The organism is Klebsiella sp. GG_Kp146, from assembly GCF_040061975.1.
Lineage (GTDB): Bacteria > Pseudomonadota > Gammaproteobacteria > Enterobacterales > Enterobacteriaceae > Klebsiella > Klebsiella quasipneumoniae.
Map to the genome: position 1 here is coordinate 88,115 of NZ_JBEAHA010000009.1, position 18,148 is coordinate 106,262.

Here is an 18,148-nt window from a genome sequence, read left to right on the forward strand (position 1 = left end):
ATTAGTTAGCCTCGCAATAAAGCAGAAATCAGTTGAGTTCGGACTGGTGCTGGATAAACCACGCTGGTTTTATCACCGATGAAATAGGGGGGAACGAGAGGAGATACACCTCTAATCCCATCTAGTCCCTTATTAACAGGTACGGGTCTTGTCGCCATCCCTTCGAAGGAAATGCTCGTGTCGCAATCCAGGGGAATAATCATCACGTTATTGAATTCCCCGTTAGCCGCTGAGAAATAGTCGTACCCGACGCCAACATGGGCGTGGTTAAGGAGAATTTCTACAGATTCGTCGTCGCCGACAAAATCAAAAGTTAAATAAGGTGCGGAATACGCAGGTCGGGTTGTCATCCTTTTTTTAGTTGGGCCACCGGTCGTGATTACCCGGGTGAACTTGCCGGCACGGGAGCGAGGTGAAAACATAGCGGAGCTTAATTTCTCATCTCCGAGGTAATCACACCGCACGCTGCTGGTCGCACCTATCCCCTGCTCAGGTGTAATACCAAAACGCAGAGATGAAGCGTGGAAAACACCTAGTTCGTCGTTAAAAAGAAGAATTTCTTTCAGTCGTGCCAGAACAGTATCAGGCTCGTTACTGGGGATAACCTGAGATAGTGCTTCATAGAGGATGCCGTCTAATGACGGGGCAATCCCGCTGATTACTACCGGCGTCAGGGATGACATAATTACCCTATACGGTTTTAGATTTAACACTGGATGTCCTCTTCACAATGTGCCGGAGAGAGTATTTCGCATGAACGGTATTCACGGCGGAATCGAACGGGAATGATATGCTCCAGGGAGCGGTGCTTTGACGACAGGTCTGCAGGTTCCGGGAAGCGCGGGTCAAGAATCATTATTCTGACGCTATCGTTTTCACTACGGATCCCCCGCCCTACAGACTGTTTCCCTTTACGGATAACTTTCCGCAAATTTTCGAGGTAGATAGACCGTTGAACGGATTCAAGAGTGCGGCCATAACCACGATCTTTCAGGTAACCGTAAAGGCTTTCTACCTTCATTCTGTCCGGCGGCGAGAACGGGATTCTGGTGATGAGTAGATCGTGGAAAATCTGCTCGCCATGTTCTCCTCTCGGACTAAGGCCAACAGATGCGCCAGCTGAAATCAGAATGCCAGGTTTCTGCTGGTAGAGTTTGATTATTTCAGATAGCGGTTGGCCCGCCAGCTGGATATATACCGGCTGCGAAACCTCACCCAGTTGCCCGGCGATAGCACGGGTTTCTGAATGACTGGCAGTTAACACCAAGACGGGGCCAGGCATGCGTGATAGCTGGTCAGTGACTGCAGCCAGCCATTTACTGGAAAACGCCTGTTCTTTGGGGTCGCTAAAAACTTTAGGGAAAGCGGCACCGGCTATAGTAAGAGTCATAGTGCCATAGCTTTCTGGAGCGAAAATTCTTTTGATTGAAACCATATCGTCATTGAGCGCCAGCGTTTTGCACAACCACTCCATGCCGCCCTCTGGTGTGTTGGTAATCGCAAGCGTAGCGGACGTTAGTAATGCGCTGCGCCACTGGGTGCAGTACCTGCCAAGGTTCATACCAATAAACGGATTAACAGCGATTAAAGCGGGTTCATAGCGAACTTTGGAGACACCGATCCCTTTCTGCCCTCCGGACATCCCGAGCATTTCCCACCTGTAGATGCAATCAAAGAAAGATTTACGGGGCTCTTCATCTTTGATTTTTCGCCCGACCATCGCCAGCGCTTTAAAGCTGCGGTCAAAGAGTTCAACGGCTTCGGGCGTACTACAAAAATGCAGACCACCAGCGATCTTGGTAATATCGCTTTCCAGCTGTTTGATGATCTCAACGCCAGTTCGAGGGATATATGCGCTGAACGAACTAAGCAGCTCGCGGAGATTGAAGCGGCGTTGTTTCCAGACCTCTAACATATCGACAAACATGTCCGCCTCATCGACGATCAGGTACAGATTCTCTTTGTCTCCCAGGATGCCGTGATTGCAAAGGCAATCAATCATCACCATAGCGTGAGTTGTGACGATGAAGTCTGCGTTCAGTGCTTCACGTCGAATATCGTTAACATTCTGGATATCATCCCAGAAAGAAAACGTGACCATATCCGGCTTTATCAGCGTCGGTAGTTCACCATACTCCTCTTCAAATTCAACCAGAGGTTTTGACCAGCCCCGTAGTTTTTCAAGAAGCTGAACGGTCTCCGAATCATAGGTATCACTCACCCGAAGGAGCTCCCGCACTTTATCCGGCGAAATATAGCTGGCTTTCCCCATCAGACGGGAAAAAGTAACTTTTATTCCGGACTCTTCTGCCATATGTTCCAGACTTAGACGGTCGCTTCTGAAAATCTGATGCATCAGGGCATGGGAGTTAGTTGCGATAACAAATTTTGCCCCAGGGTTTTTCACCAGAATCTGCATGGCCGGAACCAGGTACCCTAACGTTTTACCCACACCTGTTTCGGCGCTGAGTAACGCCAGCTTGTTTTGGACATTAAGGCCCAGGCCAGCGGCCTCAATAAAGTCCTGCTGGACTTTACGTAAAGAAAGCCCGGCGCTCGTGAAACAAGCAGCTGTATCCATGTTCATAGTCCCTGCCCTGCCAGGTGCATGAAGCCGCAACCAAAGACTCGTTTGGGACCAATGCCAAAGACAATAGCTTTCTCTGCTTCCTGTTTGTTGCTGACAACGACAGTACCCTGGATCGTGAACACCGGTAGCGTAAAGCCACGACCGGAATTGCCCTTCCCAACGTGAACAATTTCAGCCCCACCTACGACAATATGGTCGGGCTCGAAACCGGCATTGATTATTTTTTTTACGGCCAGATCATGTTTTTTATCGTCAGAAGGTGCGTACTGACGTCGGCCAGTTCCGTCTGTCTGATTGCCTTTATGGAATATGGCCATGGATGTGATGAACGAAATCCCATCCCCCTCGGATAGCGTAAGCTCACGCGGTTTTTCACCGGGTAGGCCAAGAGGTGATGCTGTGCGAACAAGCAACTGTGCATCATTAGCGGTACCAGGAAGAATTTTAAAAGAATATGGCAGCTTCTCCCCCTTCCGCTCCTGAACGAAGAAATCCAGGTGCTGGTGGATTCGATAAATACTCGTGTGCGGTATCCGTAAACGAAATGCATTATCGTAGAAAATCATAGTTATACCTTTTTCAAAAGACGCAGAATGCTAAGGCGCTGATGCGGATCAGTCGGCAACAACTGCAACAAAGGAATGAGGTTGTCTTTTTTAAACTGATTAGATGCTGTCTCAGGGGTTATCCGTGAAAAGGCCAGTTGGGTCACCGTTCGAATAAAGGCATCTATTTCTTTTTTGGAATAGTTCTGCATTTCAAGATGAAGTGCTTTAGCTTTATTTAAATCGAGCGTGAAAAGGACTTCGTTCTGAGTGGTCATTAGCTGATCCGCACAGGTAAAAATAGCATCGCCGCTCAGACTTACCCGTAATGACCGGATAAGTTCGTAGGTTTTAACGCCGAAATTTTGGATATAAATGATCGGGAATTTCAGGTCAGTGTTAAAAAGGTATTCCAGATGCTGGCCGCTTGTTGCAGTCACAACGTTCACGGCTTCGAAAAAATGCGCGGGTAGTTTATTGACCACACCTTGAGGAGCCAGTAGAACAGCGCTGCTATCTTCCAGGTTAATGACTGCCCCAACCCCTGACCACATTCCAAATTTCTGCCCGGTGGTGGGCTTTTTGGGATTCTCGACGCCCATAAGCTCTGGCGCTGAGACAAAAAACGTCTGACAGGAACGGCAATGAGCCACGTTTTCACCATAACCATTGACCATCAGGAAACCGGCATGACCAAACTCGTCCGGGTCACGCTGACAACATGAACATTTTTGAGGGATAGATACTGGTTCCCCCATGAAAGGTTCCACGATATGTGTAAGCGACTGAAAAACTAAATCGACAGGATGATTCAAAATTATTCCCCAAAATGTTCTGCCATTGTAATAGCAGCAATATTTATAATTGTGCTTAGAGCAATGTCCTCTGTCAGATAGATAACTGAGATGGCAAGCCTGGGTTTAAGTTAGACTGAAAAATTCGAACCAGTTCAGGGAAAGAATTATGTTGCATCATCTAAAATCTCCTTACAGGTAGCTGAGATAGCAAATAGATATTTATCGCAAACAAATTATAAATAGAACGTAAAAAGGATATCGCAATGGTTCGTCTTACTCATTTTTCCAGTAAGTCACGCCATCATCGCAGCTGTAACCGGTCTGCCCTGGTTCTCCACCAATAAACAGGCCAGCCTGTCCTTTCAGGGATATACCGACACCAGTAGTTGTTGACCCATCTTTTTTCGCAACAATTTTACAGTGGTCTTTAGCCCAGTCTCGCCATTCAGCTTCATTATTGTTTTTGACGGAAAAAAATAAACTCGTAAAGAATATCGTCGCTCCCAGAGCAATCAACAACACAAACAATGTGAGCAATGGTTTGAAATGGGAGAAATCTTTCTTCCAAATACCCAGAACCATCATCAGGAAAAGCATGACTAATAACAGAATACCAAACTCGCGCGCGGGAAACCAGGAACCCGCCTCCCAAATCGAAGACAATTCAACACCTTCAGAAATCGAAGACAATTCAACACCATCAGGTCTCATTTTTATTTTCCTTAATAAATGCGTGTCAATCGACTGTAAATTCTAAAATAGAACTAAACTCCGAATGTTCAGGAAAAACAGGCTTAAGCCCAGCACGTCTAGCCATCCTGGTTGCCAGGATTAATATGTCTGTAGTGTCGGACAATGTGATCTGTTTGTGTGCTATCTGGATATCTTCGTCAGTTAGCACTAATTCCGAAGGTGTAAACACCCCTGAGTCAATGGTAATAACTAACGTAGCACCATGCTCATTGAAGAGAACCATCTCCGTAAGAGCGCCAGCAGCGCGATAGCACGTCAAAACAATTTTGGTGATAATACCGTGAGCTGCGATACATGTATTAATAAATCCATCGCCCTGCTCTGTCTGAATAATACGGTCGGTAGAAGTCACACCAAACAGAAATTTTGAACCGTTTCCTTCCTGATTGTTCGAGTCAGTCATCACTGTCACCAAAGGCTTCATAGTACGCAGAATCAACAGCCATTCCCGCTTCATAGGCCTGCACCCAGTCAACCTTTTCTCCAACGACATCACCATTCAATTCAGCCAAAATTTGGAGTTGTTCAAACCAAAGCTCAAATGATGAATTTTGTTTTGTTGAAGCGAAATCAGCCATTCTTTTTCACCTTATCAACATGATTTGTTGACCCCTGGAACATCATCATTACAATACCGATACCGATAAGCACGGTCATACCGTATAAAATATAGCTCCCGAGGTTATAGATATTTACACCCAGCAAGGTTAGCGACTTTCCGTCCGGCATAATAAAATTGAATACAAAATACCACCAGCCAAAAAGCGTACCTTCCAGGAATAGAATTTTTGGATAAATACTGACTGAGCTTGAAGCAAACAGATAGAGAGCGATCAGCAACACAATCATTATCAAGATAAATGCGCCTATGACAGCTGAAAAACCAAATCCCAGAAACGTAAATACGACTGATTCTTTCCCTGTTAAACCGCTAAATCCATAAACCAGCAAAGTAACAACGGCAAATAAAAGCATAATCTTTATAAAATTCATTTTATGTATGTCCCCTGGCTTATCTGAAAACAAGCCGGTAATGTATTCGAAATGAAATAAACAGGATGTTAGCCGGGGATATCTCCCCGGTTACGGTTATTACCTTACTGCTCTGTGTTTTTTTTCTGGATTTTTTCCAGATGTTTATCGTAGCTGTCTTTGGCTGCTGTCAGTTGCACGAACTCTTCATAGGTTAGAGTCAGTTGATATTGAGCTTTAGTGAGAACTTCCGCACCGTCTTCCATAAACGGAATTTCTTTCGCATCAACAACGATACGGTTGATAACTTCCAGCGAGTTATCGACGATCTCTTTTGAGATTTTTTTCGGCAGCACGTCGAATACCGACAGCTGAGTTTTGAAATTTTGTTTAGGCTCGCGTTTCGGGGCCGGAGTCGGCGTCGGTTCGGTATTGTCACTCCCTGCCCCTTCTTCCGAGCCACCACCAGCAACACCAGCCTCATTCCCTGCAGAGCCATCAACTGCACCAGCAGCAGCGCCAGCAGTGCTATTAGATGCGTTACCTGCATCAGTCGCTGTAATGGTTGTCACGTTGCCATCAGATTCACCGCTGGTGCCGTTTTCACCTGCACGCTGAGCAAGAAGGACCTGCCCAATGGTTTTGTCAGTGGCTTTGCCAAACTTATCATACGCTTCCTGAATAATAGCAACACAGTTATCAGGATGTTTTTCCATCACGTCGAGAGCAGCGTAATATGCGACAACACCTTTTACGACCAGACCTTTTAACGCTTCCGGGGCGGTGTGAACTTTGAGCAATTTACGAACATGGGTAACGGAGACTTTCCGGGCTTCGGCAAGTTCCTCAATGCTCATAGGCTCTTCGCTGTCGTTGTGCAGGCGGTACAGTGATTCTGCCTGCGCAACGATAGAAACCGGCAGTTGATCGTTACCTTTAAGGTTAAAGAGCTCCGCTTTACTGTCAGACCCACGAAATTCGTCAACACGGATTTTATCAACCGGCCCTTCACCACGTTCTTCACGAATTTTATTAGCCAGTGGGATAGCCCGCGCACGGCAGTGTCCCTGGCGAATGACAACCTTCCCATCGCGAACCTGGACAACCATAGCGGTCATTTCCAGCGGGTTATCGGCATATTGCTGCGCCAGACGAGCAAGGTGGTCCTTAACATCAGGAAGCTCCCAATAAGCCTCACCCAGGCCAGCCGTGCGAGTGTTAAAACCAGGGATGATATTCAGGTGCGTCGGGTCCATAACAAGACCATTGCCCAGACGACCACCGATACCGTTTTTTTCTAAGAAGGTACGCAGAGAAACATTTTCATTTTTGGTTTTAGCTGGTGTTGCCGGAGTTGCAGTAGTCATTGAGTTTTCCTCTTCCTGTTGTATGTGGTTAAACGGTGATTGCCGTTGTTAGACCCAGGATACATTTTCAAAACGCTCCATCAAGCCCCTATTTTCACTTTGGCGTGAAAAAAGTTACTTTTTTTGTTCACGGCAAAAATTCTACACATGATTTCTTTGTGACAAGGGAACCAGGAGGCGAATTTTGGTGTTTAGAGTAAGAAAATTTTTGCAGTGGTTTCCCGCATTTCATAATTTCTGGAGCATTTTTAATGAGATATGTGAAATGAAGGGGCATAGAGAAGATGCGTATTTCATTGGTTTTACGGCATGAATCGTCAAAAGTTACTTTTTTTTGAGGGTGGAAAAGACGATCGAACACGTTTACCAGGACAGAAAAGTAACTTTTTCAGGTGCTGAGTCCGTGTTTTCAAAAGTAACTTTTTGACAAAAGCGGCGATGGGAAAGCTTGTGGGGAAGGAAGAACCCATTTTTATCTGATTGTGAAAATCGTAGATGCTTGACCAGTCATGTTGATTCCTGATCAAAAAAAGGCCCCCGGACGTCGATGGAAAAGTTACTTTTCAGGTTCAGTTCCACGCCGCCGGAAACATAGCAGGTACAAGTCTCCTGCTATGCACAGTGCAGCTCATCTGTTTAGTTCACCTTTGATTGCAGCTCTTTACGGGCGTTTGCGATCAACTCGTTCACTTCATCGCGGTCAAATCCTGGCATTGCAGGCAGAACCGTATCCGAAGGAACTGCATCAATCCATTCCAGTGCCGCAATCAGCGCACTGAGTAATTGTTCGTTGGTTTTCATTCGACCACCTTTTTAACCGTTTTATTTATGGTGTTTTATATTTAAAAGTTACTTTGTCTGACTGCAAACCATAACCATACTAAGCAGGTCAACGTTCGTTCCCGGAATGATGCCTGTTCGATCGAATCTCTTCAATTAACTCGTGGTACTTCTGTTCAACCGAGGTCGTGTCGAGACCCATTTTTTTTGCTTCTGCAATGCGTAGCTCTAAATCGAGCAGGTCTGCACATCTCGTCACCTGCGCTGTATCGACGCCGTTAAGAATGGCAGGTGGATTGAGATAAAGGGCGGTACATTCCATATTGGTAAAAATTACCACTGATTCCACTTCCCCCCTCTGGAGTTGGCGCAGATTAACAGCATCCACATATGCAGCTGGTTTTTGACTGGCTCTTGCCAGAAACGTTTGAGCCAGCCACCGTTTTTCTTCATCACAATACGGGTTATCGGCAATTTCCTGAATGCGCCCTAAGCTCATTCCACCGCCATCGGGCCTGAAGGCTTTGCTCTCAGACATGTTCCGTCCTCTGCATCACAGTTGAGTTAAAGAATCAATCCAGGGTGACGAGCCTGAATGTCTTCGTCAGAAAATCTATGCCACGTTGATATGCGTCAGCCAGAATGCGATCTTCATCAGAAACACAATTCCAGGACCGGATTGTCTCAAGTCGGCTTCGCCAGATTTTCAGCAGCACAACTTCAAGATAAACCCGGCGATCCACCAGCAACTCCGGTGAGGCCTCCAGTATATAAAAGTTAATTTGCTTAACTGCCGGGCATTGGGCTATTTCGGTCATTCTGATGCCCATCCGAGAAGAGCGTTATGCAGCTCCAGAGCACCGGAAGTCCGGAGTTCTGCATCACTGTATGAAATACCCAGTCGGTCCATGACGCAATCCGTATCCAGAAAGTCTGAGCTTGCGTCCAGAGCGTCTTTAACAACCTGCTTATGTTTAACCTTTAACAGGTTTCTCACTTCATCGTTAAATATATCAAATTTTAAACCAGCGATAGCAGCCTGGACTGCGGGTATCATGGCTGCGGAGTCAATATCATCAGCAAAGATGATATCTGTTTCCATTTCAACATTATCCTCAAGCCAGGCGAGAAGTATTTCCAAAGAATCTTGTGCGCTCATAATAAACCCCATAATAAAGTGAGCAGATATATTACCTTGTAGTGGTGCGCAATTTACGTACGAAAACCACAGATAACCCGAACTCCAGGGTACATTATTTAATTGCGTATGCAACCCCATTTAAACAACAAAGGCGGAGGTTGATTTATATGGGGGTTACCAGAAAATCCATTAATTCGAATTAAGCCAGAAAAAACAACAATAACACCTAAATATACCACACCATAACTTCTGAGTAAAAACAGGGTCATGCCGGTGTTATATACGACGATTTATTTTCATTAAACCCTTTGCAGCCATTTTTCAATTTCACCCTCAATCTGGATAAAATTAATTAACTCTTTCTCGCATTGTTCCTTACCCCAGGAACCCTGCCACTGGCAACGATAAAGGTACTTTCTTTCCAGCATTTCCATTTCATCAAGATTCCCCATTGAGAACTGAGGCCATATATCGTGCCAGCATACATCATAGGTGACGTCTGTTGGTGGAACGAACGTCATCGCATCTGCACAGATAATTTCTACGCGTTTATCGTGCGCAAAGCTCGACGCGACAAGGTTGATCACATCCTGCTCTTTCTCAATAACAGTAACGTGCGTAACGTCTGCTTTCATCAACACTGCATGGAGCACCATGCCAAGCCCCAGTCCATTGATAAGCACGTGCCCTGTAGCCCGCTCGATGAAATCCATGCAGGTCCGTATTTCCATCGGCGTGTTGGACATCACTACATCGCTGTTGCATGAGAGACGGCGATACTCTCCAGGAGGAATAAATTCATCCTGATTGCCTGAAAAGTCGGCACGAATAGCGAGACGTTCTGCGCCATTTTCGGTGACAGTGAACGTATCCAGTGTCCACGAGCCGGACTTACCGTCTTTGACGGGGAGATCAGAAAAAATAGCGTTCATAAGGTCTGCCTGAGTTAACGAAACTGCGATGAAGTAAAATTATCACAGTATTTAAACTGATGCTGAGATACGGGGTCAGGAAATCCTGTTTTCCTGCCGCCATTGTATGTATCGCTCAAGTCGCATACACATTACTGCGGTATCTCGTGCCCCCTGAGCCGCAACAGCACCTGCCGTGCGCCGACCGCCGTTGCCGGTGAACTCTCGCAGGGAGGCTCCTTGCAGCGATTTAATATCGCCTCCCATACGTGAGAAAAGGGCTTGCAGGTCTTCAAGGTTCAGGTGTTTCCACAAATTATCCGACTGTTCGATATCCTCCCGGTTTGCTTTCTCATAGCGCTCATCGCGTGTTAAAAGCTCACCCGGCTGGGCTTTCCTGAATGCTTCTGTCGCCCCTTCAATCGCCCGCGCCTTGCTGCTGGCAAAGATATACTTAGCGCCAGCTGAATAGCGGTATTTCCATCGTTCCCCAAATTTCAGGAGCAGGTCAAAATCAATCAACTCCGTTTCCGTTACCATATTTACTCCTTTACGATCAGGATAAACTCACAGACTCAGGCCAGAGATATTTCGGGCGGAATATATATCCACTTCGCAAATAGCCCTTTAAGAACTCGTTTTAGCTGGTGGCGGTGACTGAATATGAAGGCGTGCTTCACCGTCTTTTGGCTCCGGCCACTCACGTGACTTGTTAACGGCCAGCTTTTCAACCATCGCCCGGGTAATTTGCTCGTCAGAGAAACCGGCACGGCGCTGAGCATCCCACATTAAGAACTGCATATCCGCCCACTCGGACAGATCATGCGGCTTAGCGATGACTTCCTTCACTTCTCTTCTCAGGTGCTTCAGCGGGCCAATAGGGCCGACATTACCAAACGTTACCTGTGACCATTCGGCATGCTCCTGGCGTATCTTGTCACGTCCCGGTGATGGGGAAGCATATAGGTAAAGCGCGATATCAGCACCATATAGAAGAGGACTGCACCAAATTTCACCAAATCCGTCTTTAAATGTTAATTCTGTGTTGGATGTATACGCCACCGGCTTATTGTCCATTGCAGCCTTTCGGTACTGCTGCACTTCGCGAATTAATCCTGCGACAACGCCAGGAGTCGCCAGTCGCTCAAATTCGCAGCGGTAATTTGGATCAGGGTGGCATACAGACTCTTCCGCATACCAGAGCATATTTGATAAAGACTCATCAAGCGGCTGCTTCTGAAGTCCATCAGTCCGGCTAATCTGTGCTGCAAGTTTATCAGCACGAGTACGCTCGTTTTCATAACTGACGCGCCAGCTTTCTCTCTCCTGATGCAACGCTTCAGTAAGCTCAAACAGTGCGGTGACGGTAGCTGGACTGGCAGCAGCCATGAATGCAGCGTTAGCAGTGCGGTCGGTCTGTTTAGGGTTGTCACGAACCGGAGTACGCTGTTGTGTTATAGCGATCTGAACACCATTTTCATCAACGATGTTCCATGGGCAGTCGTGCTCAAACTCCTGATGCCAGGGTCCCTGTGATGCCCCAGAAACCAGCTGTTTCAGTGCAAGTACCTCCAGAGGAAATAACAGAGATCCACCAGCGGAGGCAACCATGTGCGGTCCGTTCAGACAGTTCAGTGCAATTTTTAAAGCCTGTAGCGTGTTGTTCCCGTCCTCATCCAGTCCAAACGGGATTTCATCACGGCACTCTTCCATGCCCTGAATGACGTTTTCCAGCCACTCTTTACCGAAGGTATTCGTCACTACCAGTCCCCCCCTTCCACCCTCAAACCAGACGCAGCATGGGCTAATAGCTCCTGCTGCGCCACGTCAGCCTTGCTGTGGCTTTCCCCCAGCAATAAGCATAATGTGCCGGACGCGGCATAATACGTTGCATCCGGGAAATGCTCGTGGATCTCATCTAGGAGTCTGGAGAGATTTTTTGCCGTCCGGTAAAAACGGGAGGCGGCGTTTGGCATTGCTTCGCTCAACAATTCATGTGCGGTAACATCGCTATTGTTAATTGCGTCTAAAACCTGATTTTGATCCATTGAACAGACCTCCCGATACACATCCTGAAGGGGCTGGTACATACCAGCAATTGGCTCATCATGCTCTCGTTAACTGGCTGGTTGACTGAACGTTACTGAGTCGTTCCTTTGAGTGCGAGAACCCGGTGTTTATGCTCATCACTTTGTGGCATACCTGTGAAGTTAACTGCTATAAAATAGTCCAGACGGTCCTGTGGCGTGGCGTCATCAAGCACTACGGCAGTTAACGTGGGAGCTCCAAAGGCGAATTGCTCACCACGAGTTAGGTCCTGCCAGAAAACCGGCACACCTGCCAGTTCCAGCGGAATTTTGTTGTTGATAAACAGCCATAACGTTGTCAGTCGTTGTTTGCCGTCAACAACCTCAATATATGCACCGTCCCGGGATGCCCAATCGGGGGCTCTTGCTAGCGCCACATACCCCAGAGGAAAGCCGGATATCAGCCCCTGTAAAAAAGCCTGTTGTTCCTCATGCCCCCAGACATAGTCACGTTGATAGTCGGCATCGAAATCCAGTGCGCCATCCTTCAGCCACTTGATGTACATGTCAACCGGATACTCCCCCGTTCTGGCCCGAAAGATTTCAGCGTCCCGAACTCTGTTGATACTGGTCATAATTCTCATCTTCCTTTCATACCGGCCACATTCGAATGGCTAACTACACCAGTGAATCACATGGTTTGAGTCGTATTTTTTTCCGTTGACGATGATAGCAACTCCCGTATCGCGTGTGTCTCGTCCAAAACCAATGCCTAACAAATTACCGTTCTCATCCCATGCGATGATCTGCGCCCCATCGAGCGGTCGCTCTTGAGGGAAGTAAGCAGCATACCGCCCTTCTGCAACGCGGAGCCTTTTACCTTTTCGCTCTGTTTCTGCCGGAACGACTGACGCAGATTGAGCGTTTATGTAAAGCGGCAACGTCTTACCAGACTTTGGTTCAGTCGTCATGGCTGCAAAACGAGTATGCCCCTTGAGAAGTCGTATTGCCGCATCTCCATCCACGTAGAACATAGGGATGTTTGTTTCTTTTTGTTCACAATCAGGTGAAGTGTTCCCTTTAAGGAGTTGCTCATGCTCTTTCAGACCAGCTGTAGCTACAGAAATCAGCGAATCAAAATCACAGACCATCGTCTTACCATGATGCTCATCTGAATTAGCGATGACCGTTAAAGATCGAACTAGCGCTGCATTATCAGCAACAAGTATTTTCAACCAATCCTGTAACTCAATGTTCCCAGGGCATGCGGATATCTGGCGTAACTGTAGTTCGTTTAATACTTTCATTTAATTCACCATGAAATATTGAAGTGACAATATGCGCTACCCCTCAGATAGCACTAATGTTGATTAAATTATCCCAATCCACCAGCTGTTTAGTGGCCCTTTTTTAAAGCAGGCCTGAGGCCTGCTCTTCCAGAATGGATACAAGCGTAAATTTCCATTGTTGCTGGTGGAAGATATTTATAGGGTGTGCTGTGTATTATTTCCGTTCTTTACCCATTACCGGCACGACACTTTATTTGTCACACATTACTGAACTTAATCACCGTCAGGGAACTCTTGTTCCACTGCCAGGACCAGTTCAGCCTTCTCTTCATGCGTCAAAGCTTCCCAGGCAACTTTAGCCAGTGGCGGGTTACCATCAGTCTCTGGTGTAATGTACGACCATAGCTTTCTGTAAAGATCATCACCCACGCCGTCGAGACATTCGGCCACTTCATCAACAGTCCAGTAATTCAGCAGGTATGGCATAGCAATTTCATTATCAGGGCAATCGTCAGAAGTACAAACATCAGTATCGTCATAGCTGCGTCCGCAATGATCGCATTCAAAATTAATTACATGCTTTTTTTGTTCAGGTACCTTGCTCATGTTCATCGCTCCCGGAATGTGGTGTCCAGTCTTGGATAAAATTATTCGACCTCAAACCAGGATACTATTTCGAATCGTTTTCGCAAGCCCCTAATTGCATATCACCAGGAAAGTAACTTTTTCTGACGGCATCCAATGGTCGCTCCACAAAAAATAAACCATGATGATTTCATAAACACTGAGAAATAATGAACGATGAATTAAAATATTCTCCCAGAAGCATGAAAAGTAAACATGGAGAATATCTAAAAACACCCGATAGTGCCGGGGATGATCACTGCTGGGGAGAAAAGAAAGTAACTTTTTCTGACTGTTATGCTGACACGTATCCGGGATCAATTGCATCATGGCACTGTTAGCAACCCTCATCAGGGCAAACCGCGCTCTTCCCTTGTCTGAGAACCATTTGCGGCTTTTGCTCCTTCAGGCGTCAACTTCACGCTATACCAGGTGTAATTCTGCTTTACACAATCACTGCAAAAATCAACGAGACCATTTCTAAAGAGGACGGGAAGCGACGGGCAGTTGACTCTGCGCATACCGTTGTCCTCATCTCCACGCCTTCCATCGCCCTGTAGAAAGTATCTGGTGCCGCTTTTCATTCGGCGCAGCGTATAGACTTGCGCGTCTGTTAATCTGATTTTCTGTGTCATGACTCATCCTTTTTAGCAGCCAGGCAGGCTTCCTTCAGTACCCACTCCACGGCATCTTTCCAGGCTCCCGTTTCTACTGACGGATTTTCACGTTTAACCTGTTCATAAAAATCTACAGCTTTAATCAATGCATCCGGCACTTTCCAACAATTCTGAAATCCGTCGATCTGTTAACTGGTTATTGGTCACTGATTGGTTCCTCGTGAAATTTTATGGCCCGGAGCATAACAGCGTTGCCGGTCTTTGCTGATCCGCCAGCCAGCTTCGCGCGCCTGCTGAGAAATATCGGTCATATTCCGGCCAATAAAATCAGCCTGCCCTTGCGGATAAATGTCCCCAGACTGACAACCTTCACAGTCGCAATATAAATCTGCGCAAAATCCCTCAGTTATGCCCATCTACTCAGTCTCCACCTTGATGCCAGCAGCAGCTAGCAAAACGGCCTCTACTACCTCCATGGAAGGAGTGCCCTCCCAACATTCGCATTTGTCGTCGTAGCCTATCGCGTTCTGAACTTTGCTGATAAATTCCGGATCAATTTTCCAACCCGGGCCAGAATCTTTAGGTTTCGGCAGGTTCACGGTGCGGGACTCCAGCTCTGCAATCTTTCTCTGCTGCTTTAATAGCTTTAGCTGGAGAATGACTAACTGGTCTCGTGCCACTTCATTCTCGGTTTGTATGTTCTCCAGCGCCTCTAGAATGCAACTGTCTGGATTTACCGGAGCATTGCCAGCCAGCATACGGATAATAGCGGAACCGCGTGAGGCATATTCAGTAATGGATACGTCAGAGCCAGTGTCCACATCGTCGATCTCAAACCGTAAATCTACTGTGTCGCTATCGATATCAGCAGCCTCAAAACCACCGATAAGCTCTAGTACGGCGGCTACATGCTCGACCTCATCTGGCACGACCTGTTCTCGCCGCTCGACCTCGGTTCTCCAGCCGTGATACCACATAAATGCGCAGTACGCGGCAACGTCGCGCGGGTCACCTTTAGCGATATGCTCGTGGAAAGCTGTTTGGCACTCAATTTCCCAATTTGCGTATGACCAGTTATCTGAGTGGCCGTACTTGAGTTGCGCCTTATACAGTTTCTCAGCCAGTGCTGTGCAGAAGTTGGTCACCAGCTTTTGCGTATCCGGGTGAAGCCCGGATGGAACTGACGGGATACATTTGCCGTTCAGTTTTGCCACTTCATCAATACATCGGTTCCAGACGTCAACGCCTGTGCTTAATTCATGCGCATTTATGCGATCATTCGACATCTTAGGGGGAAGCTTAATGCCCACCGGTTCGCGACCTGTTGCTGCCTTGCGACGTTGCTGTAGCTCTGAAAGAAAGGCTTTAGCATCACTGAAGATTTCAAAATTCTCTCGGTCTGCCGGGTCACTGTAATGTTCTTCCATCGCAACAAAGTAATCACTGATGGTGGAGAGGCGTTCGTCTGTTAATGGTAATTTAGTGGTCATTTGTTAAGCCCTCACCCAACCTTTAGAGGTGCTACGGATTTCTCCGGCTTTACGTAGTGCCTGAAGCCGACGGTCGAGGATGCGAAATGGCTCGCTTTTTCCTTCTTTCATGGCAATTTTTTTGCATTCGACCGGGATGTCGTCATGGGAAAACAAGAGGTGAAAAGTGATCGGGGTAACACCGATTTTTTCCATGATTTTTCTGTCAAACTCGGTATATTTTTTCATTGTCTGTTTTACTCTGGCTTTAAATTCTGTATGCAGAACTGAGTAAGAACCGTGGCCTTCTCACCCGTGATTCGATACCGGTATGGTCTCCCATAAGAGTCAATCGTGTCGCCAAGTGCGTACCAGTCGTCAGTATAGGAGCACGATTCGAATTTCCTCCCATCGCCCCCGGTAACATAACGATGGCGACGGGTAATCCCCTTGTGAGTACAACAACCGCCCTGCCAGCAGGTCGCGCCAGCAGGGATAAAATCGTGCTTAGCCATTACTCCTCATCCTCTGGTACAGGGACCACTTCTATCTGGTAACCAGCAGCACATTTAAACTCTTGACCACCAGCCAAATATAAAGTTACGTCGTGGTCGTCAAAATCGGTTTCAATTACCCTTAATATCAGACCATTAACATTAACAAAGTCACCGGCATCAATGTGCACCGCCACAATCATTCCAGGCTTGTTCCTGTCGACACAACTTGCCTCAGCGTTCATGCCAGATGCTCGGTCCAGTCGCTCAACTTCGGCTGGAATTAACAGCCCTGACTTCAGTTCTTGGTTTCTCTTTTCCAACTCGGCAATGCGCTGGAACATCTGCGAACGCTCAGCGAAACTGTTGATGGCTTTACGCTCCCAACCGTCGCTTTGCTCACGTAAAGTTGCAATCAGAAAAAGCGCTTCGGCTAATTCCTTAGGTTTTGGTGGGTTAGATTCCAGTTCTCTGATTCGAGCAGACATGGCATCGCCACACGCTTCCGCATTTTCTTCCAGAGTTGGGGGATCGCACTCAATTCCATCAAATGGTCTGACTCCCCGGATACAGGCTGCGGTTACGACTCCACTCATCACTGAATGCGCCTTCTTCTGTGCCTCCACCAGCGTTGCAATATATTTTCGTAAGACCCGTGCGTATTGAGTAGAAGGTGTGGGGAATTCACTGATCTGCTTCAGCTGTGCCAACGCAGCATTGATTTCATCTTGTGTCAGTTCAGTGATATCAGGCATCTCTGTCCTCACCGATAATTTCTGAGATCAAACGATCAACGATCCACTTGTTCAAGTTGTGAACTGAAGGGAAGCGTTTATATCTCCCCCCCCTGCCATTTCTTTGCCCACGCTGAGCATTCCAACGTCGGAGTACGCCATTGTTAATTTTAGGCGGCAGTACGGTGATATCAGTTTTCATGCTGGACTACCTTTTGCGCGGGCGATGGCCTCATGCGCTGCCCATACAGAGTGTTTGTCAGGAATGGCGAGTCCACGCTGTTTTCCATCCAGGTCGCGCTCGCCGGTGTCGCAAGCAGCGGAAAGTCCTTCCAGGGCTGTCAGTAATTCATCACGTTGCCCTGCTACCTTCGCATACTCAATCGCGGCGGCTTCCATTGCGGCTTTATGCTTCTTGTAAGCCTCATAGGCGTGCCAGGACTGGCCTTTGCGCACGCTTGTGGTAATGTCCGCTACCTGTTCTGGCGTCAGCGTGGTCAAAGGCTGTGCCGGGTAAATCAACACCTGACCGGCATCCCAGTCGAATCCAGCCTGAATGGACTCGACTTCTACTGATGGTGTTGCTCCGATACTACCCGGAGAGTGGATTAGGATCGTGACTTCAGGATCGCGGCGCTGGTTGATTTTGTTTGCCCATATGGTTGTCACCAGTTCACAGAACTTCGCAAATTTCATACTGCGCTTTCCTCAAATAGAACTTCGCCATCGATACCGCCTAAGGCGTAAATTATCGAGCCGTCGTCCTTGTTATCTATAGGCGTTGCGCTCCAACCTTCTCCGTCTGGTTCATCATCATCGCCAACTAGCGCAAAACCGCCACTTACAACTCTGGCTTCGTAATATTCGCCCTCGGTCCACCAACCCTCAGTGTCTTTGATGCATTTTATTAACATAAAGCGGATCCTTATTGCCTGGTTATATAGAATGCACCCTGAAGATACTGGACCCAAAAAGCAGGTAAATTCTTTGTGTGCACGATTTATAATCAGAGCTTCCTGACGTAACCAATCTGTGCGT

General features: G+C 47.2%; 26 protein-coding genes and 1 pseudogene. All 27 read right to left on the bottom strand.

Annotated elements, in window-relative coordinates; translation table 11 throughout:
- Positions 1–5: 5 nt before the first annotated feature.
- The 27 genes and pseudogenes from ABLU95_RS10925 to ABLU95_RS11055 all read right to left on the bottom strand — a co-directional run bounded on the left by ABLU95_RS10925 (position 6) and on the right by ABLU95_RS11055 (position 18,024).
- Entirely contained in the window at positions 6–683 is a 678-nt protein-coding gene (locus ABLU95_RS10925) for a hypothetical protein (protein ID WP_222616028.1), read from the bottom strand.
- Positions 684–706: 23 nt separating this feature from the next.
- Positions 707–2,587 (bottom strand): helicase C-terminal domain-containing protein, encoded by a 1,881-nt coding sequence (locus tag ABLU95_RS10930; protein ID WP_348879490.1) that lies wholly within the window; start codon positions 2,585–2,587, stop codon positions 707–709.
- The gene (locus tag ABLU95_RS10935) at positions 2,584–3,156 is read right to left on the bottom strand and encodes a type I-E CRISPR-associated protein Cas6/Cse3/CasE (protein WP_348879491.1); all 573 of its coding nucleotides are present in this window, start codon (positions 3,154–3,156) and stop codon (positions 2,584–2,586) included. Before ABLU95_RS10935 ends, ABLU95_RS10930 begins: the two co-directional genes overlap by 4 nt.
- 2 nt (positions 3,157–3,158) lie before the next feature.
- A complete protein-coding gene (locus ABLU95_RS10940; protein WP_348879493.1) occupies positions 3,159–3,893 on the bottom strand; it encodes a hypothetical protein in 735 nt (244 codons plus the stop codon).
- Positions 3,894–4,205: 312 nt separating this feature from the next.
- Positions 4,206–4,643 carry a hypothetical protein gene (locus tag ABLU95_RS10945; protein ID WP_348879495.1) on the bottom strand — a complete coding sequence of 146 codons (438 nt, stop codon included), beginning with the start codon at positions 4,641–4,643 and terminating at the stop codon, positions 4,206–4,208.
- 25 nt (positions 4,644–4,668) lie between these two features.
- Positions 4,669–5,088: a hypothetical protein gene (locus tag ABLU95_RS10950; protein ID WP_348879496.1), complete on the bottom strand. Its 420-nt coding sequence runs from the start codon at positions 5,086–5,088 to the stop codon at positions 4,669–4,671.
- Entirely contained in the window at positions 5,081–5,263 is a 183-nt protein-coding gene (locus ABLU95_RS10955) for a hypothetical protein (protein ID WP_348879497.1), read from the bottom strand. The genes ABLU95_RS10950 and ABLU95_RS10955 overlap by 8 nt, the downstream gene beginning before the upstream one ends.
- Positions 5,256–5,678: a hypothetical protein gene (locus ABLU95_RS10960; protein ID WP_348879499.1), complete on the bottom strand. Its 423-nt coding sequence runs from the start codon at positions 5,676–5,678 to the stop codon at positions 5,256–5,258. Before ABLU95_RS10960 ends, ABLU95_RS10955 begins: the two co-directional genes overlap by 8 nt.
- A 104-nt stretch (positions 5,679–5,782) precedes the next feature.
- Positions 5,783–7,024, bottom strand: a complete 1,242-nt coding sequence (locus ABLU95_RS10965) for a hypothetical protein (RefSeq protein ID WP_348879501.1) — start codon at positions 7,022–7,024, stop codon at positions 5,783–5,785.
- A 636-nt stretch (positions 7,025–7,660) separates the two neighbouring features.
- Entirely contained in the window at positions 7,661–7,825 is a 165-nt protein-coding gene (locus ABLU95_RS10970; protein WP_348879503.1) for a hypothetical protein, read from the bottom strand.
- Between the two features lie 88 nt (positions 7,826–7,913).
- On the bottom strand, positions 7,914–8,342 hold the full coding sequence (locus tag ABLU95_RS10975) for a hypothetical protein (protein WP_348879504.1): 429 nt from the start codon (positions 8,340–8,342) through the stop codon (positions 7,914–7,916).
- A gap of 34 nt (positions 8,343–8,376) precedes the next feature.
- Positions 8,377–8,622 carry a hypothetical protein gene (locus ABLU95_RS10980; RefSeq protein ID WP_069476686.1) on the bottom strand — a complete coding sequence of 82 codons (246 nt, stop codon included), beginning with the start codon at positions 8,620–8,622 and terminating at the stop codon, positions 8,377–8,379.
- Positions 8,619–8,963, bottom strand: a complete 345-nt coding sequence (locus ABLU95_RS10985; RefSeq protein ID WP_025999285.1) for a DUF957 domain-containing protein — start codon at positions 8,961–8,963, stop codon at positions 8,619–8,621. The genes ABLU95_RS10980 and ABLU95_RS10985 overlap by 4 nt, the downstream gene beginning before the upstream one ends.
- Positions 8,964–9,244: 281 nt before the next feature.
- On the bottom strand, positions 9,245–9,877 hold the full coding sequence (locus tag ABLU95_RS10990) for a hypothetical protein (RefSeq protein WP_348879507.1): 633 nt from the start codon (positions 9,875–9,877) through the stop codon (positions 9,245–9,247).
- A gap of 75 nt (positions 9,878–9,952) precedes the next feature.
- Positions 9,953–10,396, bottom strand: coding sequence for a phage tail protein (locus ABLU95_RS10995; RefSeq protein ID WP_348879508.1), 444 nt, complete (start codon positions 10,394–10,396; stop codon positions 9,953–9,955).
- Between the two features lie 87 nt (positions 10,397–10,483).
- Positions 10,484–11,617, bottom strand: coding sequence for a DUF550 domain-containing protein (locus ABLU95_RS11000; protein ID WP_348879510.1), 1,134 nt, complete (start codon positions 11,615–11,617; stop codon positions 10,484–10,486).
- Complete coding sequence (locus ABLU95_RS11005) at positions 11,617–11,904, bottom strand: hypothetical protein (RefSeq protein ID WP_348879511.1); 288 nt, start codon at positions 11,902–11,904, stop codon at positions 11,617–11,619. The genes ABLU95_RS11000 and ABLU95_RS11005 overlap by 1 nt, the downstream gene beginning before the upstream one ends.
- A gap of 92 nt (positions 11,905–11,996) precedes the next feature.
- Positions 11,997–12,518, bottom strand: coding sequence for a DUF262 domain-containing protein (locus tag ABLU95_RS11010; RefSeq protein ID WP_348879512.1), 522 nt, complete (start codon positions 12,516–12,518; stop codon positions 11,997–11,999).
- 39 nt (positions 12,519–12,557) lie between these two features.
- The gene (locus ABLU95_RS11015; protein WP_348879513.1) at positions 12,558–13,190 is read right to left on the bottom strand and encodes a hypothetical protein; all 633 of its coding nucleotides are present in this window, start codon (positions 13,188–13,190) and stop codon (positions 12,558–12,560) included.
- Between the two features lie 255 nt (positions 13,191–13,445).
- Complete coding sequence (locus tag ABLU95_RS11020) at positions 13,446–13,778, bottom strand: hypothetical protein (protein ID WP_348879515.1); 333 nt, start codon at positions 13,776–13,778, stop codon at positions 13,446–13,448.
- 368 nt (positions 13,779–14,146) lie between these two features.
- Positions 14,147–14,431 (bottom strand): hypothetical protein, encoded by a 285-nt coding sequence (locus ABLU95_RS11025; protein ID WP_154974944.1) that lies wholly within the window; start codon positions 14,429–14,431, stop codon positions 14,147–14,149.
- A 185-nt stretch (positions 14,432–14,616) separates the two neighbouring features.
- Complete coding sequence (locus tag ABLU95_RS11030) at positions 14,617–14,829, bottom strand: hypothetical protein (protein WP_348879518.1); 213 nt, start codon at positions 14,827–14,829, stop codon at positions 14,617–14,619.
- Positions 14,830–15,903 (bottom strand): hypothetical protein, encoded by a 1,074-nt coding sequence (locus ABLU95_RS11035; protein ID WP_348879520.1) that lies wholly within the window; start codon positions 15,901–15,903, stop codon positions 14,830–14,832.
- A 3-nt stretch (positions 15,904–15,906) separates the two neighbouring features.
- Entirely contained in the window at positions 15,907–16,131 is a 225-nt protein-coding gene (locus ABLU95_RS11040; RefSeq protein WP_348879521.1) for a hypothetical protein, read from the bottom strand.
- A 265-nt stretch (positions 16,132–16,396) separates the two neighbouring features.
- Entirely contained in the window at positions 16,397–17,131 is a 735-nt protein-coding gene (locus tag ABLU95_RS11045) for a hypothetical protein (protein ID WP_348879523.1), read from the bottom strand.
- Between the two features lie 357 nt (positions 17,132–17,488).
- Positions 17,489–17,806, bottom strand: a pseudogene (locus ABLU95_RS11050) (hypothetical protein); the annotation flags it as partial.
- Positions 17,803–18,024 carry a hypothetical protein gene (locus ABLU95_RS11055; RefSeq protein ID WP_042928365.1) on the bottom strand — a complete coding sequence of 74 codons (222 nt, stop codon included), beginning with the start codon at positions 18,022–18,024 and terminating at the stop codon, positions 17,803–17,805. The gene ABLU95_RS11055 and the pseudogene ABLU95_RS11050, both read right to left, overlap by 4 nt.
- Positions 18,025–18,148 lie beyond the last annotated feature (124 nt).

Coding starts and splice junctions, on each gene's coding strand:
- ABLU95_RS10975 (WP_348879504.1), bottom strand. CDS start 8,342: ATGTCTGAGAGCAAAGCCTTCAGGCCCGATGGCGGTGGAATGAGCTTA.
- ABLU95_RS10960 (WP_348879499.1), bottom strand. CDS start 5,678: ATGAATTTTATAAAGATTATGCTTTTATTTGCCGTTGTTACTTTGCTG.
- ABLU95_RS11005 (WP_348879511.1), bottom strand. CDS start 11,904: ATGGATCAAAATCAGGTTTTAGACGCAATTAACAATAGCGATGTTACC.
- ABLU95_RS10955 (WP_348879497.1), bottom strand. CDS start 5,263: ATGGCTGATTTCGCTTCAACAAAACAAAATTCATCATTTGAGCTTTGG.
- ABLU95_RS10945 (WP_348879495.1), bottom strand. CDS start 4,643: ATGAGACCTGATGGTGTTGAATTGTCTTCGATTTCTGAAGGTGTTGAA.
- ABLU95_RS11035 (WP_348879520.1), bottom strand. CDS start 15,903: ATGACCACTAAATTACCATTAACAGACGAACGCCTCTCCACCATCAGT.
- ABLU95_RS11015 (WP_348879513.1), bottom strand. CDS start 13,190: ATGAAAGTATTAAACGAACTACAGTTACGCCAGATATCCGCATGCCCT.
- ABLU95_RS11030 (WP_348879518.1), bottom strand. CDS start 14,829: ATGGGCATAACTGAGGGATTTTGCGCAGATTTATATTGCGACTGTGAA.
- ABLU95_RS10930 (WP_348879490.1), bottom strand. CDS start 2,587: ATGAACATGGATACAGCTGCTTGTTTCACGAGCGCCGGGCTTTCTTTA.
- ABLU95_RS10935 (WP_348879491.1), bottom strand. CDS start 3,156: ATGATTTTCTACGATAATGCATTTCGTTTACGGATACCGCACACGAGT.
- ABLU95_RS11025 (WP_154974944.1), bottom strand. CDS start 14,431: ATGACACAGAAAATCAGATTAACAGACGCGCAAGTCTATACGCTGCGC.
- ABLU95_RS10990 (WP_348879507.1), bottom strand. CDS start 9,877: ATGAACGCTATTTTTTCTGATCTCCCCGTCAAAGACGGTAAGTCCGGC.
- ABLU95_RS11040 (WP_348879521.1), bottom strand. CDS start 16,131: ATGAAAAAATATACCGAGTTTGACAGAAAAATCATGGAAAAAATCGGT.
- ABLU95_RS11055 (WP_042928365.1), bottom strand. CDS start 18,024: ATGTTAATAAAATGCATCAAAGACACTGAGGGTTGGTGGACCGAGGGC.
- ABLU95_RS10985 (WP_025999285.1), bottom strand. CDS start 8,963: ATGAGCGCACAAGATTCTTTGGAAATACTTCTCGCCTGGCTTGAGGAT.
- ABLU95_RS10980 (WP_069476686.1), bottom strand. CDS start 8,622: ATGACCGAAATAGCCCAATGCCCGGCAGTTAAGCAAATTAACTTTTAT.
- ABLU95_RS11020 (WP_348879515.1), bottom strand. CDS start 13,778: ATGAGCAAGGTACCTGAACAAAAAAAGCATGTAATTAATTTTGAATGC.
- ABLU95_RS11010 (WP_348879512.1), bottom strand. CDS start 12,518: ATGACCAGTATCAACAGAGTTCGGGACGCTGAAATCTTTCGGGCCAGA.
- ABLU95_RS10965 (WP_348879501.1), bottom strand. CDS start 7,024: ATGACTACTGCAACTCCGGCAACACCAGCTAAAACCAAAAATGAAAAT.
- ABLU95_RS10940 (WP_348879493.1), bottom strand. CDS start 3,893: ATGGGGGAACCAGTATCTATCCCTCAAAAATGTTCATGTTGTCAGCGT.
- ABLU95_RS10925 (WP_222616028.1), bottom strand. CDS start 683: ATGTCATCCCTGACGCCGGTAGTAATCAGCGGGATTGCCCCGTCATTA.
- ABLU95_RS10995 (WP_348879508.1), bottom strand. CDS start 10,396: ATGGTAACGGAAACGGAGTTGATTGATTTTGACCTGCTCCTGAAATTT.
- ABLU95_RS11045 (WP_348879523.1), bottom strand. CDS start 17,131: ATGCCTGATATCACTGAACTGACACAAGATGAAATCAATGCTGCGTTG.
- ABLU95_RS10950 (WP_348879496.1), bottom strand. CDS start 5,088: ATGACTGACTCGAACAATCAGGAAGGAAACGGTTCAAAATTTCTGTTT.
- ABLU95_RS10970 (WP_348879503.1), bottom strand. CDS start 7,825: ATGAAAACCAACGAACAATTACTCAGTGCGCTGATTGCGGCACTGGAA.